The sequence below is a fragment of the Nostoc sp. ATCC 53789 genome (assembly GCF_009873495.1).
Taxonomy (GTDB): domain Bacteria; phylum Cyanobacteriota; class Cyanobacteriia; order Cyanobacteriales; family Nostocaceae; genus Nostoc; species Nostoc muscorum_A.
In genome coordinates this window covers 174,952-194,312 of sequence record NZ_CP046703.1, presented here as the reverse complement: position 1 = coordinate 194,312, position 19,361 = coordinate 174,952, and the positions used below count along the sequence as shown (strand labels likewise).

At 39.6% G+C, this 19,361-nt stretch carries 14 protein-coding genes and 1 tRNA gene; 8 read left to right on the top strand and 7 right to left on the bottom strand.

The features are described 5' to 3' along the window. Positions 1 to 69: 69 nt before the first annotated feature. Positions 70 to 699, bottom strand: coding sequence for a DnaJ domain-containing protein (locus GJB62_RS00715; RefSeq protein ID WP_114080182.1), 630 nt, complete (start codon positions 697 to 699; stop codon positions 70 to 72). A gap of 33 nt (positions 700 to 732) precedes the next feature. On the opposite strand from GJB62_RS00715, the gene GJB62_RS00710 reads away from it, so the two are divergent. The 6 genes from GJB62_RS00710 (at position 733) to GJB62_RS00685 (ending at position 8,183) form a co-directional block, all read left to right on the top strand. After that, positions 733 to 1,830, top strand: coding sequence for a tocopherol cyclase family protein (locus tag GJB62_RS00710; RefSeq protein WP_114080183.1), 1,098 nt, complete (start codon positions 733 to 735; stop codon positions 1,828 to 1,830). Positions 1,831 to 1,863: 33 nt separating this feature from the next. After that, a tRNA-Arg gene (locus GJB62_RS00705) sits at positions 1,864 to 1,937 on the top strand. 149 nt (positions 1,938 to 2,086) lie between these two features. Continuing rightward, positions 2,087 to 2,218 (top strand): hypothetical protein, encoded by a 132-nt coding sequence (locus GJB62_RS37920; protein ID WP_256874414.1) that lies wholly within the window; start codon positions 2,087 to 2,089, stop codon positions 2,216 to 2,218. A 421-nt stretch (positions 2,219 to 2,639) separates the two neighbouring features. After that, a complete protein-coding gene (locus tag GJB62_RS00695; protein WP_114080184.1) occupies positions 2,640 to 5,051 on the top strand; it encodes a dynamin family protein in 2,412 nt (803 codons plus the stop codon). A gap of 7 nt (positions 5,052 to 5,058) precedes the next feature. Further along, positions 5,059 to 5,844 (top strand): hypothetical protein, encoded by a 786-nt coding sequence (locus GJB62_RS00690; RefSeq protein WP_114080185.1) that lies wholly within the window; start codon positions 5,059 to 5,061, stop codon positions 5,842 to 5,844. Positions 5,845 to 5,855: 11 nt separating this feature from the next. Continuing rightward, complete coding sequence (locus GJB62_RS00685) at positions 5,856 to 8,183, top strand: dynamin family protein (protein ID WP_114080186.1); 2,328 nt, start codon at positions 5,856 to 5,858, stop codon at positions 8,181 to 8,183. Positions 8,184 to 8,274: 91 nt separating this feature from the next. On the opposite strand, the gene GJB62_RS00680 is transcribed toward GJB62_RS00685, so the two are convergent. From GJB62_RS00680 to GJB62_RS00660, 5 genes are all read right to left on the bottom strand, one after another. Continuing rightward, the gene (locus GJB62_RS00680; RefSeq protein WP_114080187.1) at positions 8,275 to 8,505 is read right to left on the bottom strand and encodes a DUF433 domain-containing protein; all 231 of its coding nucleotides are present in this window, start codon (positions 8,503 to 8,505) and stop codon (positions 8,275 to 8,277) included. 60 nt (positions 8,506 to 8,565) lie between these two features. Next, positions 8,566 to 13,821, bottom strand: coding sequence for a hypothetical protein (locus GJB62_RS00675; protein WP_245246059.1), 5,256 nt, complete (start codon positions 13,819 to 13,821; stop codon positions 8,566 to 8,568). Beyond that, positions 13,791 to 15,128 carry a P-loop NTPase fold protein gene (locus GJB62_RS00670; RefSeq protein WP_114080188.1) on the bottom strand — a complete coding sequence of 446 codons (1,338 nt, stop codon included), beginning with the start codon at positions 15,126 to 15,128 and terminating at the stop codon, positions 13,791 to 13,793. Before GJB62_RS00670 ends, GJB62_RS00675 begins: the two co-directional genes overlap by 31 nt. An 825-nt stretch (positions 15,129 to 15,953) precedes the next feature. After that, entirely contained in the window at positions 15,954 to 16,883 is a 930-nt protein-coding gene (locus tag GJB62_RS00665) for an SDR family oxidoreductase (RefSeq protein WP_245246058.1), read from the bottom strand. Between the two features lie 67 nt (positions 16,884 to 16,950). Then, positions 16,951 to 17,181 (bottom strand): hypothetical protein, encoded by a 231-nt coding sequence (locus tag GJB62_RS00660; protein ID WP_083782292.1) that lies wholly within the window; start codon positions 17,179 to 17,181, stop codon positions 16,951 to 16,953. A 496-nt stretch (positions 17,182 to 17,677) separates the two neighbouring features. Between GJB62_RS00660 and tatC the strand changes: the two genes are divergently transcribed. Both tatC and GJB62_RS00650 read left to right on the top strand, forming a co-directional pair. After that, complete coding sequence (tatC, locus tag GJB62_RS00655; RefSeq protein WP_114080191.1) at positions 17,678 to 18,472, top strand: twin-arginine translocase subunit TatC; 795 nt, start codon at positions 17,678 to 17,680, stop codon at positions 18,470 to 18,472. A gap of 45 nt (positions 18,473 to 18,517) precedes the next feature. Then, positions 18,518 to 18,850: a tRNA-binding protein gene (locus GJB62_RS00650; RefSeq protein WP_114080192.1), complete on the top strand. Its 333-nt coding sequence runs from the start codon at positions 18,518 to 18,520 to the stop codon at positions 18,848 to 18,850. A 72-nt stretch (positions 18,851 to 18,922) separates the two neighbouring features. On the opposite strand, the gene GJB62_RS00645 is transcribed toward GJB62_RS00650, so the two are convergent. Continuing rightward, complete coding sequence (locus GJB62_RS00645; RefSeq protein ID WP_114080193.1) at positions 18,923 to 19,231, bottom strand: DUF3067 family protein; 309 nt, start codon at positions 19,229 to 19,231, stop codon at positions 18,923 to 18,925. Between the last annotated feature and the right edge of the window lie 130 nt (positions 19,232 to 19,361).

Sequence of the window (19,361 nt, the reverse complement as noted above, 5' to 3'; positions counted from 1 at the left end):
CCAAGCATAAGTATTAACTAACTCAAAGTATGGTATCGCCATTCAAAGCATCTTAAAATATGGCGCTTCTCATCTCCAGCGTCGATTTAGCCGCAATATCTTTTTAATCCCCTGACAAAATCTTTCTAGCAGAGGTCTGGGCTTTGATACATATCTAGGCGATCGCACTCTCCTTGTAGCACCAGGATTTTTTAACTCTTGTTCTATTTGTGCAGCTTTATTTAAATCGGAAGCGGCTCTATATTCGTATCCCAGTTGTGAGCAAACTAGCCCACGATATTTATACGCTTCTATATAGCGAGGGTTGAGATGAATTGCATGGGTAAAATCTGCGATCGCATCCTCATATCTCCCTTCAGTGGCATTCTCTACGCCTAAAGTATAGAAAGCTTCTGCATCCCAACGATTGACAGATATTTTTGTGGGACTTTTAGGCGAAGATGAAGAGGGATTTTCTGAAATGGGAGGCTCGGATGGACTTTCTGATTTGAGCTTGTTGTAAGCTACGTTAATTAATTTGATTTTTTCCTCAGCTTCCTGTTTTTGCTTTGGATCAAAAAAGCGATCGGGATGCCAAATTTTTACCAGTTTACGGTAAGTTCGCTTCACCTGTGCTTGAGACGCACCGGGTTCTAGCCCAAGAATTTCATAAGCATCATTGATATCGAAGCGTAGACGTTTCGGCTTGTCGTTAGACATCGCGCATACTGAAAAAATCGGCAACTATATACTATGTTAACTATTCCCCTCAATTTCCTCCAATCAACCCAAACGCCCCATTCTGGTTATCACTGGGATGGCGGTAGTCGCCGCTTTTTTGAAGGTTGGTATTACCGCGTCACTTTACCAGAAATTGGGCAAACATTCGCCTTTATGTACTCCATCGAAGACCCCATCGGCGGGAAACCCCACAGTGGCGGTGCAGCCCAAATCCTTGGGCCAGATGATGAGTATTTATGTCGTACTTTTCCTGATGTCAAGAAATTTTGGGGGAGTCGGGATGTTTTGGGTTTAGGTCATTGGGGTAAAACAGATTTGCAAATTGCTCCTCTATACCTTTTACCAGCAGAGTTTGAGCATCATGTTCAAGAGGGATATCAAGCCACAGCTACCTTAAATCAGGGAATAATTCGCGAACCTGCCACCAATAATTATTGCCGTTGGGAGTATGAAATTCAACCAGTATACGGTTGGGGTAATAAAAATAGCATTCAGCAATCAACCGCAGGCTGGCTCTCATTCTCGCAGATTTTTGAACCCGGATGGCAAATTTTGATGGCTCACGGTTTAGCCAGTGGGAAGATTGATTGGAATGGCAAAATCTACGAATTCACCAACGCCCCAGCTTATGGAGAGAAAAATTGGGGTGGTGCTTTTCCGCAAAAATGGTTTTGGCTAAATTGTAATTGCTTTGAAGGCGAACCCGACTTAGCATTAACTGCTGGCGGTGGACGGCGGGGTGTGCTGTGGTGGATGGAATCTGTAGCGATGATTGGGTTGCACTATCAAGGCAAGTTTTATGAATTCGTTCCCTGGAATTCACAAGTAGACTGGGAAATTCAGCCTTGGGGTACATGGCAAATGAAAGCTACAAATTCTAACTATGAAATTGAATTGACAGGAACCACAGATTTAGCCGGTACACCTCTGCGTGCGCCCACAGAGGATGGTTTAAGATACTGTTGCCGAGACACTATGCAAGGAAAGTTAAATTTAGAGTTACGAGAATTAAATGGGAGAAAATCTCAAATAATCCTAAAAGCAGAAAGTTTTCTTTGTGGTTTAGAAGTAGGGGGCGGCTCTTGGGATAATGTTTGGCAGTCTCGCTAAAACTACTGCTATAATTATATATGCTTGATAGTTGGGGTTGTAGCTCAGTTGGATAGAGCGGACGCCTCCTAAGCGTCAGGTCGTGCGTTCGAGCCGCACCAGTCCCGTAACCAAAGAAATCCCTAAGACCTTGACGAATAGCAGGTAATAGGGATTTTATTTTTACCGTAGTAGCTGGAAAAGAGTACTGCATAACATTATCAAGGATCTGAGTGAAGCTTTTCGGTTGATTGATTTCTCTAGTCAGGCATGGGTTATGATTGATGCGATTATCCATGAATGGCATGAGAGTGCTATTGCGATCGCTAGTCCTGAGTTAGCAGCAGCTTTTAGTGCCGAGATTGACGAAGTACCATTAACTAAGCCATCTGCTCAAGGTGTTGTGTGAATTTGAGTGATGTCAGAAAATTCTCCAGAAATTCCAATAATAGAAAATGTGGAGCCGCCAGAAGTTAAACTGATGGAAAAATTAAAAAGCTCGTAGATACTGATTATCCATTCGTGAGGATAAAAGTCTATTGAGTTAAGCCAGCGATCGCTACCTCCAATGATAAGAGCGATCGCGCATCAAACTAGTGGCAAGCAATAAATCATGTTGCGATCAATATACGTACAACCATAAATTTTTTGACTAATTTAATAGCTAATTACGTAAAATTACGTAAGCTATTCAGCTTGTTTCCGATTATAAATAAATAGCGAAAATACTCAAATCTAGCTACACATTAACTAAATAAAACTGAAATTTATTGGAAGTGTACAGAAAGTAAAAGTTCTGTAGTTATAAAAAATTAGCAATAGGTTTTAAAATGAGCAATAAGTTATACAAAGTATTTGAAGAAGTAGAACAAAATGCCCAGCTTCTCTCTAAATATTGGCATAATTTTTCTACCGAAATATCTGAGCATTTGCCAGATACATATCACGCCGAATTAGAAGAACTTTCTAACAAGTTAGAGATAGCTATTGATAATTTAGTAGATGAACTTCAAAATCCTACTCTTACCCTTGCGACAACAGGAACTACCAGTAGTGGTAAAAGCACTTTAGTAAATCTATTATGTGGAGCAGAAATTGTTCCTGTCGCTGTCAGCGAAATGAGCGCCGGAGCAGTAACCATAGAATACAGCGAAACAAAATCTTTAATAATCCATGAAACTCCAGGAGCATTATGGGAGTGTGGAGAATGGACAGGTATTAGTGATGAGCGAATTTATCAACGCTTATACGATGTCATGATAAGTTACATCGATAATAGAGAAAAACAAGCTAATTTAGCTTGCCCACAATCGACCATATCTTACCCTTTCAGACTCATCAAAGAATCGAAACTGGAATTACCCAGAGGTGTAAAGGTAAGAATTTTGGATTTGCCTGGTTTAGCGTATGTAGGCGATGAAGGTAATACAAATGTCATTAAACAGTGTCGTGAGGCATTGTGCTTGGTAACATATAACAGTGCAGAAACCGACAAAGAAAAAGTTAGAAGCTTGCTGCAAGAAGTAGTTGAGCAGGTAAAAGATTTAGGTGGTTCTCCTGCACGTATGCTGTTTATTCTCAATCGTATTGACGTTTTCCGAGCAGATAGAAACTGGCCAGAAACAGAGAATCGTTTTGTTGAGAATGCAATACGTAGTATCAAGCACGAACTCACAGATCAGTTAAAAGAATATACAGAAGATGTTAATAAATTAGAAGTAGTAAGACTTAGTACCTGGCCTGCTTTACTAGCACTTCAAATAAAACAAAATGATGAAATATACAGTTTAGAAGCTTGTAAAAAAACAGACAAATATTTTAATGGTTTAATTGATGAAAATATATTGGAAGACCTACCGCGTAAAACAGAAAAATGGTCTAGGCATGACCGAAATAGGGTTACGGAAGCGTTATGGAAAAAGTCTTATGCAGAAGAATTTGAGCAATGTTTAAGAGAGCATATTAGTGAGAATTTTCCCCGATTAGTAATTCCCCAAGCAATAGAACGTTTTAATATTTCTGGTGGAAATGCCGTTACAGAGTGGGCTTTACAGACAACAGCAGCCATTCTTAATAGTTCAGAAGAGCGCTATCAAGAAGAATGTGAAAAAATCTCGTGGATTAGATTAACTCTTGATAGTTTTTTACAAATTAGCGACAACAACTTAAGAGAACCTTTTGAAAAAATAGATAATAAAATTAAGCAAGTTTTAGCAGACGATTCAGAAGATGACCTAGTACTCTATTTAGAAAATAATATAAGAAATCTTAATAATATTGAAGCATACAATGAATTAGGAGACAAATTATGTTCACTTTATGAATGGCGACGAGGAATTGGTAAAGGAATAAACCAAGTATTAGAATCAGTAGCCAAGTCTTTAGAAAATGGAAGAGTAATTTTAGATACTCCAAATTTGAAAAAAGCGAATGCTTTAAATGTTAATTTGTTGGGTAACTGTTTAAAAAGACTAGTTAACTTAGGCTATACATCTTCAGTTGCCAAATCTGGTAACAAGATGGAAGCAAGAACAGAGGATGAGAAGAATAAACTTAAGCAATTGAATGAAGAACTCAATGAACTGGCAATTCATTTAAATCTCGTGATGGAAGACGTATTAAAGCAAATTTGTAGTCAAGAGATAGATAGAATGTATCAGGCTGTAGTTGAGCTTTTTAAATGTCATTTATCGCATATAGAAAAAGGTACAAACGATATTGCACCTAATATTGCAATTAGATTTCCTGATTCTCAACTTATCAGAGTGGATAATAAACTCACATTTAATTTACGTTTTAAAGCAGGTTTTGCAATTACATCAGGAACTTGGCAAGAGTCTATACAAGTAGAGAAAACTAAAAGAACTTGGTATACGCTGTGGCTTGGCAAAAAAACGTATTACGAAACAGAGTATAAAACTCGTTCTAGCGATAATGCAGAAATTCCCAGCATAGAACAGTTACTTGAGAATTGGCAATTTCAGGTTAAAGCAGAAGATAAAGAAATAGTCAAAAAAATCTCACGCTGGTTAATAGAACAAATTGATTGTTTAAAAAAAAATGTAGAGAAAGTCCAGAATGATGTTGTCAATCGTTATGAAGACAGACTCTATACTGCAAACAAAGAAATTACTACAGATTATGAAATGCAAAAAAATGTCTGGCAACCTATGCAACAAAAAGCTATAAGTCTTATGGAAGATTTTAACAGTTTGGGAAAATCCTTAAAAGAGGAGCCTTAGATTAAAAGTGGTAAATCGTTATTTACAAGATTTAGATGATGTTTTTTATTATGTACATCCTTGTATAAAAAATTTAGATTGTGGAATTTTGCATAAGGTCTTGTACATAATACTTGATAATGAACCCCAGAATGCCGAATATATTTGTCATATATATGGTATTAAAAAATCAGCAACAAAACATGATGACCAAGTAATTATTGACAGTCTCAGTCTCACAAGTAACCCATTTAGAGCAATGTCTAACTTTTTGAATCCTGATAAAAAAGAACTATTTTTGATTGTAGTAATAGCTTGTCTACTTGTTGGCTCAATTGGATGTATTCAATTTATTCAAAGACGAAAAAATAAAGAAAGAGGGGGTAAGACCAGAAATGTACAACAACCCGTGGCTGTATCTTTACAACCTTTAGTACCTCCTCTACAATCACTTACCGTAGCTTTATGTCTTGTTGTACCTGCCTATGTAGTAAATAAATTAAAAGACCAATATCCAATCGATGCTAATGAGATCGAAAACCTTATAGATAATACCTCCTATTTTCTCTGTACAAAAGTTGCTGATGCCGAATTAGTACAACAACGTCTAGATTTGACAAATGAAAATATTTTAAATGTTGGCGAACGAAGAGAAGTTTACGTCAGAATTCATATTGCTGATGGGCAAGAAATGCTTGATAAGACAGTTCCATATATTTTAAAGAGAAATCTGCCATCTCACCGTCAAGGAGTTGTTAAACAATTAGCTTGTCTTGGAGATTTATCTGGTTTAGAAGCATTTAATCGTGTATAAGGAGCCTTGAAATGGATTGGAAAACAGCATCTTCTTACTATGAGGCTCGTTTAAGTGAAGCTCTAAACGTACAGAGACACGCGGTTAATTTAGCTAACTTACCACAAGCTGAAGTTCCATCTGAATTAAAAGCACTACTGTTACAAGAAGCAGAACCAGCGCGTCGTCAACTTGAAAGGCTGAAAAAGCGAGAGTTTCGCATTGCAGTTGTCGGTTTAGAAAAAGCGGGAAAAAGTACTTTTATTAATGCCTGGTTAGAATGCGATTTACTTCCAGCCAAGGGAGGAAGGTGTACATTTACAACAACGCAAATTTATTCGGTTGAAAATGACACCGAGCAAAAGCTTGAAGTACAAGCCAAAACAGAAGAACAATTTATCAATTTATTAAATGAGCTTGAAACTGCAAAAGCCCAAGAAGATATCAAAACTATTCGAGAAAACGAAATTACTTTGCAGCAAGTAAGAAGAGAAGGTAATCGTACTTTTCCATTTACTCGTTTAGACGATATTAGAGAATCACTCAAAAAGTATGTAGCAGATGAAAAGTATGCTCATGCTGTTTTAGAAGCGAGACTTTATACTAACAAACTTGCCCAAGCTGAAGGTATTGTATTTTATGATGTTCCTGGTTTAGATTCAGGTTTAGCAAAGCACGTTGACGAAGCCAAGGAAATGCTGTCAGATTGCGATGCAGTAATATTGGTACAGCGTTTTACTAGCTTGAGAGAGAAGGAACTAGAAATCATCAAATTCACAGAACTTGGTGATAAAAATATTACCGTTGCTGATAAACTTTTTGTATTTTTAAGTCGGATTGACTCGTTAGCTACTCCAGAAGCACTTCAAACTCATATTGAAGAAGCATCTCAAGATTGGTTTAAACGTGCCAAACTTCCACAGGAACGTATTATATATGGTTCTGCTGGAGCATATTTAGTTTTGAATGGATTAGCTGGAGAGCAGACAAGGCTAGAGATTGGTGACGCAAACAATATTCAAGCCCAGTTAAAAAGATTAACTGGAATTATTGATGAGGAAACTTTAAATAAGAAAGGTACTGGAATTATAGAAATAAAAGAGAAAATATTTAATTATATTAATACTGAACGTGTATTCATCTTAAAAAAGAGATGCGAGGCTTCCATAAATACAATTTTAACTACCTCGGAAGAAATTTATAAATTAGTTAGCAAACGCTATCCTGAAAATCCTGAAGATGCAAAACGATTTGAAGAAGACCGTAGACGAGTTTTGTTTAGCGAATGGTGGAATTATAGATGGGAAGAGAAGAAAGCTGATCTCCAACAGTTTTATGACTCTTCTGTTGCCAATAACTCTCTCGATAATTTAACCGCAAATTCTGCAACCAGCCTCGCCAAATTTAAAGAGAGATATCTACAAATTGTCGCTAGTGAAATCCAAAAACTGAAAGAAGAAGCATTTAGAAAAAAAGCTATTATCTTTGCTGCCAATTCATTCCCACAGTTTGATCGCATGAAAGCCAATTTCGCTTGGCGTGAAGATTTATACGGCGACATTAGCAAGCTTTTATCTTCCATAGCCAGACAACTCGCTATGGAATTGAAAGATGAGGCATTAAATTTGGTCGAATACATGACAACATTATTGTGGGGCAGTAAGCAAGTAAAAGAAAGATTAATTGATAAATCAGAAGAATACTTTTTATCCAAGTTAGAAAATAGCTTAAGCGTACTATTTTTACGTTTTGCTCGTCCAGTTGCAGAAGTATTAATTCGCGCTCCGCTTAATAGCGATGCCCGCGATAAAATTGCTAAGAGCCTTGGTGTAGATATTGAAATAGTTGATAACTATTACACGGGAGAAGAAGCCGCTTTTCAAGTCCTCAAAAGATATGCAAAATATGGTTATAAATTACTCTATAACCCTGAGATAAGACAACATATTCTAGGAATAAAAGGAATCGTAGCACCTATTATTAATGTTGCCACAAAAATTACTATAGATGCTTCCAGCGAATTTAAATCTCCCCAAGATGATGTAATATTTGAAGTCGAAAATGATATTAATGCTTTTGAAGAGTATTTGCGTGCTGCAATTTTCGAAGCATCAGGTTTTGAATCGTACTGTATTCAAGAACTCAAGGGCTTGATTGATAGTTTTAGGGAAAAGCAAGGCACATGGATGGGGGTTGCACTTAACGAATGGTTGCAAGAAAATCCACTTTTATTGGCAGAGATACCACCAGAATTACGATCGCAAGAGTCCAACTTAGAAGTTAGCGATCGCTTGCGCCAATTATCTACTGCATTAAAAAATACTCAGATGCAAGAAGTGCGTAGGCATAGCCCGTCATAGACATCGCATCCTGTGATTATAGATAATTAATATACAGCAAATTGCAGACGTTCAACGATTTGCCAATCTAAATTTTCGTCCCCTAAAAACTTCAAGAAGCTTTCTCAATCGTTGGATAAACCACATCATACCTTAAAGCTTGAGCCGCAAATGCCAAAGCTGCTTTAATTCCTTCATCGCTAAGTCGCGGATGCGCTTCGAGTATTTGATCAGGTGTTTCACCCGCAGCAAGTTTTTCGAGAATTAACTCAACTGTAATACGAGTTCCTGAAATGACAGGTTTGCCCATCATTATTTTTGGATCGGATACGATCTTTTGCATGAGTTAGGATTTTTTGGATAGATAATTAATATATATAACGCCTTTCGTCATTCTTTTTTATCACCTACCAGAACACAAGGCGCGATCGCCCCTGGCGTTGGCGGAGCCAGACGCTTGCGGACTCGCTAGCGCTGTGCTATCGCTTTTCATGACCTTCTGATTAGTCTGCAAATAATCATGGAGCAAATCGCAACCCCGTGTTAGTAGTTTTTCCAGTTGGATATCTGCCAAATCTTGGAAAATCACTGTACCATTACCACTACCCGCAGCTAAAGTCTTACCGTCATTACTAAAACTGACGCTGGTTAACTCTTGCTTATCACCTTTCAAAGCAATCAGTAATGTCCCTTCGCGGTTCCAAATCCTCACTTTGTCATCACTGCTAGCTGCTAAAGTCTTACCATCGGGGCTAAAACTCACACTAATAAAACTATCGCCATCGCCTGCAAGAATATTTAGTAAATCACCGTCTCGGCTCCAAAGTTTGACTGTGCTATCAATACTAACTGAAGCAATTTCTTGACTATCAGGCGACCAAGCAACCCCATTTACCCGGCGGCTATGACCAATTAAGGTATATAGCAATTTACCATCTAAACTCCAGATTTTTACGGTTTTATCATCACTGGCTGAGGCTAGCAATTTACCATCTGGGCTAAAACTTACCCAATTTACTGCGTCTTTATGTCCTTCCAAGGTGTTAAGCAGTTTACCGTCTCGACTCCAAAGCTTTACCGTTTTATCTTTACTCGCCGAGGCTATTACTTGACTATTAGGCGACCAAGCTACACTCAAGACTGTACTACTATGACCTTGTAAGGTGTTGAGCAGTTTACCGTCAGCACTCCAAAGCTTTACTGTTTGATCTTTACTAGCCGAAGCGATCGCTTGACCATCTGGACTGAAACTAACCCCCCAAACTTGACCTTGATGTCCCGTAAGAGTACGTAGTAGTTTACCTCCGCGGCTGAATAGTTTTACAGTTTTGTCTCGACTCCCTGCTGCTAAGGTGCGATCGCCTGGGCTGAAACTGATGCTAGTTATCCAGTCATCATTATCAGCTTTGGGTTTTCGCAATAACACATCATCCCAATGCCAGAGTTTAATAGTTTTGTCCCGACTTGCAGAAGCTAGGGTGCGACCATCTGGGCTGAAACTGACGCTGTTAACCCAATTATTATGTCCCTTCAGGGTTCCCAGCAGCACACCTTCAAAACTCCAGAGTTTGATTGTCTCGTCGGTACTTGCGGAAGCTATGGTATTACCATCACGGCTAAAACTGACGCTGGTAACTCCAGCACTATGCCCTGATAAGGTTCGCAGTAATTTACCCTCTAGATTCCACAGTTTGATTGTCTGGTCTAGACTAGCAGAAGCGATCGCTTTCCCATCGTTTGACCAAGCTACACTTTTGACTGCATCCTCATGTCCCTGTAAGGTTTTTAGCAGCTTACCATCCCGACTCCACAATTTTACTGTCTTGTCAGCACTCCCAGAAGCAATGGTTTGTCCATCGGTTGACCAAGCGACGCTCAAAACTGCACCATCATGTCCTGGCAAGGTTTTGAGCAGTTTACCATCCCGACTCCACAGTTTTACTGTCTTGTCTGTACTTGCAGAAGCAATAATCTGTCCATCTGGGCTAAAACTGGCACTATTCACTACACCTTGATGCCCTAATAGAGTCACAAGTAGTACACCCTCTCGACTCCAAAGTTTTACCGTTTTGTCTTGACTAGCGGAAGCAACAATTTGACCATCGGGGCTGAAACTGACGCTATTAACTACATCTTCATGCCCAGATAAGGTTTTGAACAAGCTACCATCGGGAAGCCAAAGTTTAATTGTAGTATCCGCGCTGGCTGAGGCAATTAAAGAACGGTCAGGGCTGAATGTAGCATTATTTACTCCAGATAGATGCCCTTCTAAGCGGTTATATTCTCTTAACCCAGAAACGGCTTGATAAAGCGCCGTCTGTACTTGCTCTCTTGTGTAGGAATCTACCCAAACTATTTGTTGTAATTTTCTTCCCGCCCTTAAAGCTTCTTTTAAAGAATCAATACCTTTTTGCGATGCAAAGAGGGCTTCACTGGATGCACTAAGAGTTTTAATTTCACTATCTACTGCTGTCACGATTGAAACGCTTAATCCCAATATGGCAAGAATTGAAGCAGTTAGGGCAATTTTCAACGAACGATTTAATTGAGCTTCACTGAGCCTTTGTTTCTTTTGACTTTCTGCAAGTTTTGCTGTTAATTCTTTTTCTTTTAGTTCAGCTCGTAATTGCTCAATTTGTAACTGACTCAATTCTTCCCGCTTGTGTAATTCTCGTAATTCCGTTAATAAATCTAATCCCTGTTGAGGATAAGAATCTACTAATGTGGAACGCTGCGTTTTTTGGCTAAGTTCGCTCTTAAGTCGGTCAATTTCAGCTTTACTTTGTTCTACTTTGTGACGCAACTGATTTAGTTGTACCTGTAGGCTCGATTCTTGTTGCTGTAGGTAGCGAATCAAGTCTACTAAATAATCGTGAATTAATTGATAGCGTTCTGGTACATCAGGGAATAGTACTACCAAACCGGAGCGTACTAAAATGTCTAATACTAACTCTAATTTGCTGGCATCTTCTAATTCTGCTAATTGCACCGCTAACTCAGCACGAGTTTTAAAAGGTCGGTTGTTACTTTCATCTGTTAATAAATATAAGACGAGTAAGGCGGCCCGTTCATTTTCTGGGCCGCAGTCTTTAATCAGTTCTTTAAGATATCGCTCAATGAGTTTGTTGGGTCTATATGGCTGATATTCTTCTAGAGTAGTAATGCGCTCATCTTGAATTTGCGCTCCCACAACTTGCAATTCAATGGGGCGGACTTCTCCAAATTCTGTGGATAAATCTTCGATTAAGGCATCGATTAAAGCAGGTTCTAAATTAAACTGCGATCGCTCGGTCAATTTTTGGATAATTGCTTTAGCATATTCTGGCGAAAAGTTATTCAACTGGTAGCGAATATGCTTGTCGAGAATATTATTATTAATCGCTTCCAGTGCCGATAGATGTTTAAAATCTAACAAACGATGTAAGTAATCTTCTCGCAACGAAAGGATAACTTTGACAAAGGGGATATTCAGACAATCACTAATAAATTTATCAAATTCTTGCTTCTGCTTGCGATCGCTATAACCAAAGAAAAATTCTTCAAACTGGTCAAAAATTAAAACTGTGATCAGGTGGTTATCAGCATTTTGTTTGAGTTGTTGTAAAATTCTGACGATGGTGATGGGTGTAGGAGAGTAGGGAAAAATCTCCGCCGCTTCGATGTTTGCTTCTAGCTTAATATCAGCGTAGACGGCAAGAGATGCGTCACTAAACATCGCTTCACTTAAAGATTTCTCTAATTCCCGCGCCCAATCGGTATAAACTTGCAATACTACAGGCACGGCTATTTGATCGCCAATAGCTCGATTTTGCAGTGCTGGAACTAAACCAGCAGTGACAATAGAACTCTTACCTACCCCTGATTGACCGTGAATCACCGTCAGCTTTTGATCGGCGCGGCTAATTCTCCCAATTAAGTTATTAATATCACGCTCCCGACCAGAAGCCGCAATTTCTAAAGCAACGCTGCTACTCCCAGAATGTGACATCAATGCTGGGTTTGTCGCCTGTCTTTGGGGTTGTAAACGCCCTGCACCAATAAAAGCCCGAAAACCATACTGCTGCTCAACAGAACGCCGTTTCTGCCGAATGTAATAGGCTTCCAGATAGCGCCCTTCTTCAAAGTATAGCGATCGCAGTGTCCGCAATAAGCGAATATAACGATGGGCATCGTATTGATGGGCACTGCTTTCTAAAGCTGCTGGCAATTCTTTTGTTGCTTTTTCTAAGTATTCATGAGCGATTACCAATTCACCCAAATTTCTCTGTGCTTTCGCCAACACTAAATAGTAAATTTGCGCTAACAGTAAGGGAAATAAGCAGTTATAAGGGTCGTTATGCTTTTGGGCTTCACCTAATTTCAGCAGCGATACATGGGCTAATATACTCGCCTGTACCCACCGCGACTGCTGCACAGCCACTTGTGCCAGAAAACCGTAGTCACAAGCTAATTGAATTTGACTACCATAAGTTTGATGCAACTCCAGAGACTTTTGGGCAACAGTCTGCAATTCTTCCCACTCTTGCAGATATTGCAAAACTTCAGCGAGTTGACTAATAAACCCAGCAACTATATCTAAACGTCCAGCCATCTGCAAAACATTTAAACATTGCTGAAAATAAGATTTAGCTGTGTACCAATGACGACGATTTTCTGTTTGATTTTGCTCTGCGAAACGGCAATAACACAGCCCAATATAAAACAGCAAGATTCCCTGTCGCAAAGGTAGCGGCGATGGCCGACTAGGAGGCGCAGACGAAGAAAATACCCTCTCATCTCCCCCTACTCCCCTACTCCCCTGCTCCCCTGCCCCCCTGCCTCCCCTGCCCCTCTGCCCCCCTGCTCCCCTGCTCCCCTGCTCCCCTGCCTCCCCTATTTCCTCCAACTTTTGCCAAACTTGTAAGCTTTGCTGAAAATGGCTTAAAGCTGTATTGATGCGATCGCTAATATAATTATCTAGACCAAAAACAAACTCTAAACTAGCGTGTAATTCTGGCTCTAAGGTAATCCCGCGATTGTGCAACTCTTCAATAGCAAAGTGGAGTTCATAGCTATTTTTCCAGACTTGCTCCACAGTGAAATAATGCTTGGCAACTTGAGGAGGTTGGTGTTGTCCAGCATCGCTTGGTAACACCGTGGCAAATAAAGCGTCCGTTTCCTGTTGCAAAAATTGCCGCAATGATTGAGTTGTCATCTCAAACCGAATCGGTGTAGCTGCCCAACTCGCAAAATCTGGTGCTAAACGGACTACCTTTTGCAACACTTCTTCATTCACCCACACAATCATCGGAAATGGGTGACGTTTGCGAAACTCATCACGAATATGATTGATAGACCTTAGTAAATCGTCGATTCCATCTACTGACTCCAAACCCAAAATCATCAACGCCGATGGCGGATTATCTTCAGTTACCAGTTGTAAATGAATACTTGTGTAAAGACTTCTAGCATTATGCGGCAGAATTACCTTTTGAATTCGGTGTACTCCTGAAGAGAGTTCTTCGAGTCGTTGCAGCATAAGTTCTTGCAAAACTCGATAATTGCAGCACACCAAAACTAGGGAAAATTGACCGCTAGAAAGGGCAATTGCTCTCCCCAAACTCCTTAAAGCTCGCTCATTAGCCGCTCTTATATCTGCTTGTGGGTGTCGTTCAACCATGATTTAAATTTTTCCGTCTCTGCTAAAACTGGGTTGACGGCAAACCAAGCTCCCTGATGATCTCGGTATTCAAATACAAATAAACTTCGCAATAAAGTGTGGTATTCTATATCACCTCTCACCCGTTGCTGTTGCACCACCTGAAAGATTAATTCCCACTCATGAGGATCGATAGCGTTAGCTCGGTAATCTCGCTGTCTTTGAATCACCAAATCAACACATTCCCGCTCAAAAGGTGGATCTTGTTCTCGCAGACAGTCAAACAGTAACCCTAGCAAGTCGCGGACATGACCACCACTAATCAAGCACAACCGATCTAAGGTTTCCAAACTATCAAACACCTCTGTAATTAAGCCTAACCGATCGCTAGGTAAAATGTCTGGAAAAGCTCTAGCTAGTACCATTTGCCGCAACATTGCTAGCCCTTGAGGAAAAATCTCTCCAGAGCGCAGACGTACAGGTATCATCGGTAACATTTTTGGTGCGACTCCTCCCCCCAAACGATGTTGAAGTTCGGCGCTATCGTTGGAGAAAGTCAGAGCTAAGGGAATAGTGTAGACTACATGGCAATTTAGTTTACGTAACTGTTCACCACGCTGAATAAATAAGTATTCTGGCAGCGATCGCCCCGATGGTAAAGGTCGAATTGCAACTCTATCCAGGTTATCAACAATAACCACCAGTCCTTTTTTACCTCTAGTTTTTAGTTCCTTGATGGCACGTTCTAGCAATTCTTGATTAATTGACTGTAAAATGTTTGCTGTTCGTGGTTCTAAATAATCTCTTAACCGCCGCCGCAACTGGGGACTTTCTTTAGTTTTGGCTGTAATTTTGGCAATTCCCACAGACAACTCTGCTTCTACTCCCAGGTCAATTGGTGTTTGCAGAAAATCCACAATTTCACCAAACAACTTGGTAAAGTAAGTAGATTTGAGCCTGATTCTCATGGCTTCTAGGCTTTCACTTACTTGGCCTGCGATCGCCAACAAAATATCAGTCACATCCACATCTGCCATTTCTAAGACATGAGTAGACTCAAAGTAAACTACATGAAATTGCTGCGCTTCTAATTCAGCTTTGAGCCGCAACAATTCCGTTGATTTTCCACAACCGAGATGTCCTGTAAATAGCTGACAAGTTGGTTCATCCGGTGATATTCGAGCGATTGTACGCTGCAAAGCTTCGATAATTTTGCCACCCCGTACCGCAGCAAAATCAATATAGTACCTGCGATCGCTGGCGTTTCCTATGATTAGAGGTCTGCTCGGATTGCAAGCCTGATAAAATCTTTCTAAATCTAGGAGCATAACTAATCAAGTTCACTCAAGAATGAGGATGACAAAATTTACTGAATAAATATATTGATTTTAGGAAATTTATGCTTTATTTTAATCAAACTACTAACTAAACTAGCAGAATTTCGGATAATTGTTTGTACACAAGTTAGATGTAGCACATAGTAATGTTGAGATTTTCGTTAAAGTAAGCAAAAATACTACTATAAGTACAAATAGCAAACTTATCTAATATTCAATAAGCTCATCTTATCAATATTAAAAATATCCAACATAAAAAAAGGTACTGTGAAGTACAATCTTGTAGCTCTCTTGAATTGGTCATCAGCTTGAATTCTTAAAGACCTTTTATCACTTTTGTGAGAGAATAATCTACAATCCTTGCAATATAAGACTTTTAGCAAAAGCGTTGGTTACTTACAACTTCAATTTAGAGTTAATTTTTGACTAGATTCTGCCTCTAGTTACAAAAATAACGATTTTGTTGATGACAAGAACGATTTTGTTGATGACAAGAACGATTTTGTTGATGACGAGAACGATTTTGTTGATGACGAGAACGATTTTGTTGATGACGAGAACGATTTTGTTGATGAAAAGCATGATTTTATTGATGAAAACCATGCTTTTGTTCATGACAGCTTTTAAATTTAGAGTGACTAGGGCGTGTTTTCAAAGTCTTAGATCCCCCCAACCCGCCTTATAAAAGTCAGTGGGGCTAAAAATCTCTTCAAGTCCCCCAATTTATCGGGGGATTTAGGGGGATCTAAAAAATTAGGAGGCTAAACGAGTAGTTTGAAAACCCGCCCTAGCCCTAAAGTCTTGACGATCGCTAATCTACAATCCCATTGAGTATAAAATTATCTGGTCATGTAGCTTATCAGGCAAAATATGCTTTAATACCGCTCCGAGTTTGGCATCTGAGCCAACCAGATAGCGCGTCTTGGGTTGCTTTGCAGTAAGCGCATGAACAACAGTCTGAGCGACAATATCCGCAGAAATTCCCTTAGATGCGAGAATCTGCATTTTCTTGCGGACAATATTCATTGCTTGACCGTAGAGATTTTGTGCTGATTGTGGTAAGTCATGCTGTGCTACTTCCGATTGACTCAGGGACTTTTCCCAAATTGGGGTAGCGATGGAACCAGGTTCAATAATTGAAACCGAGATTCCCCAAGGACGTAATTCCATCCGCATGACATCAGTGAGTGCTTCCAAGGCAAACTTAGAAGCATTGTAAGCTCCTAAGAACGGCGTAGGACTCCTACCAGCAATGGAACCCATATTGATAATTCGACCGCGACTTTGGCGTAAAAGACCAAGAAATGCTTGTGTCACTGCTAATTGTCCAGTGACATTAACCTGCATCTGGTGTTGAAATTCTGCGATCGCTAATAATTCTAAAGGCCCAGGGATAGCAATTCCTGCATTATTTACTAAACCTAAAATTCCAGTACCACCGACTTCATTTGTTACCTTATCAACCGCAGCTGCGATCGATTCAGCATCAGTAACATCTAAAAAAATTGGAATGAGTCTTGGTGATCCTTTCTGCTTAAGTGTTTGAGCATCAATATCTTGACGCACGCCAGCAAAAACAGAGAAGCCCAACTGGTCTAAAAGCAAAGCACACGCTTGGCCAATTCCTGTTGATGCTCCCGTAACCACCACTGTACGTTGATGTTCTACAACCATTAATTTTCTTTTTTTATAATTTGGACTACGAATCACCAATTCCCAATACTTCTCTACAAGAAGCTGCGCCAAGGACTGCGCTCAGTACAAGTTCCCAATTCCCAATTTCCCATTCCCAATTGGCAATTCCCAATTAATATCAATCTTTGCAAGTACCAGCCCGAAGACAATCTTCAGTTTGGTCATCTCTAGCTGATATTTGCCAAGGTAATATGCGTGACGGAGCATTTGTACTGTAAGCAATTAGAGCAGCTATTATCGGAGGCTGGTTTTTGACAATTGTCACATCACTACTAAGACTATTACTTAGTCCAACATTGTATAAATAAACAGGCAATGCCATCATGACAATGCAAATTGTCCGTTTCATACTCAACCTCAGCTAAAAATTTCCGATTGCGCTATGTATGTATAGATGCCACCTTGATGAACCGGATTTTTAAAACTGAGTATTATATGTTGATGTTGTGTGAATTTACCCAGCGCTACTAGTGGTCTGTCTCATTAAATTTGAGGGGTAAATACGCTTGTAGTGAGGACTTTAGTCCTCAAATATTCAAGCACTAAAGTGCTTACTACAAACCTAGCAAAATTAATGGGACAGACTACTAGCCGCAGAGACGTGATTTCTAAATTATCAGTTCCACCCTTTTTTAGGTTAGGCATTGCCTACAAGATGGCTTCCTACTAACTTATGCAGATGCAACCCTAAAAAACAGGACAAAAAACCCACAGCATTCAAAAACATATCATGGTGGCTGCATTCCCCGGATAAAATAATGAAGAGTGCTGAGTTCCAAGTCCTAAGTGAAAAATCTTGCTTATTACTTAGCACTCAGTTATAAATGTTGCCTACTAGCTGACTCATGCCGCCTTTACAAGACGTAGATACTGTAAACGTTCCCAACATCGATCCAGAAGGATATGGCAATTCAGACACAGATCCTCTTAATGAGTTGCCCGATGAAGTCGAAATGTCCCTTTTCGACCACCTAGAAGAGTTACGACAGCGCATTTTCTATTCGCTGATTGCCGTAGCGATAGGTATTATTGGCTGTTTCTTTGCCGTTAAGCCGATTGTCCAGCTGCTTGAGGTTCCAGCGCAAGGAGTAAAATTTCTCCAACTTGCACCCGGAGAATATTTCTTTGTCTCCTTCAAAGTTGCAGCCTACACTGGTTTAGTACTTTCTAGCCCTTTCATTCTTTACCAAATTATCCAGTTTGTGCTTCCAGGATTGACTCGCCGCGAACGCCGTTTACTGGGGCCTGTGGTTTTGGGTTCAAGTGTACTGTTTGGCGCGGGTTTAGCATTTGCTTATTTACTCCTTATCCCCGCAGCTTTGAAATTTTTCATCAGCTACGGAGCAGATGTAGTTGAACAACTTTGGTCAATAGATAAATATTTTGAATTTGTGCTGCTACTTTTATTCAGCACTGGTTTAGCATTTCAAATTCCCATCATCCAATTGTTGCTCGGTAATTTGAACATTGTCTCATCTGAACGGATGGTTTCTGGTTGGCGTTACGTGATTATGGGAGCAGTAGTTTTAGGAGCCGTGCTTACACCATCTACCGATCCTCTAACTCAAAGTCTTTTAGCAGGAGCCGTTTTAGGGCTTTATTTCGGTGGTGTTGGACTGGTGAAGCTCACAGGTAAATAACATAGAAAATAGGTAAAAAGATTTTAATGCTGAGTTTCTGAGCAAATGTTTATTAGCTATAGTGATTTTGAAAAAATCGAGATTCATGTTGGCAAAATCATTAAAGTCGAAGAATTTCCTCAAGCCAAAAAACCAGCTTATAAATTGTGGATAGATTTTGGCGATTTGGGCATTAAAAAATCTAGTGCCCAAATTACTAAACTTTATGATCAAGAGAAATTAATCAACAGATTAATATTAGCTGTGACTAACTTTCCACACCGTCAGATAGCTAATTTCATCTCCGAAGTTTTAGTCTTGGGAGTAGTTTTAGACGATGGAGAAGTTGTATTAATTCAGCCTGATAGAGATGTAGCTGTAGGCAAAAGAGTTTTATAGGACATTATGGTTTTTTTGTATAAAAAACACTGTGATTACCCAAGAAATTATTAATGTTAATGCAATAACAGGTCATAATATCCATTCCGAAGAACGTTCACCCAAATCTAGAGGAATGCTAACAGCTTTGCCAAGCCGGGGGCGATCACGTGTTTGGGCAATAAATGTTTGTACTTGCGTTGACCCGCCCAAGGCATGAAGATAATTAGCAATGCTGTCAAGATGCTCTTGGTACTCTACCTCACTCAAGGGAAAAGAAGCTTGCTCCAGATATTTCCACATTACTTGCAAAAATATCTTTCCCTGTGCCCGTCGGAACTGGACATCATAAGAATATCCCCACTTATCAAGCAACATCTGACGTAATTCCTGTCCTGTCATAGCTTTTCTCAATCAGATTTTACATTTAGTTATGATGTTAAGTTCCGTGACTCCAGTATGATAAGGATATAAAGAAATGTAATGCTAACAGAAAAGATGCTTTTTATATCTTGGAACAAAGAAGTATGGC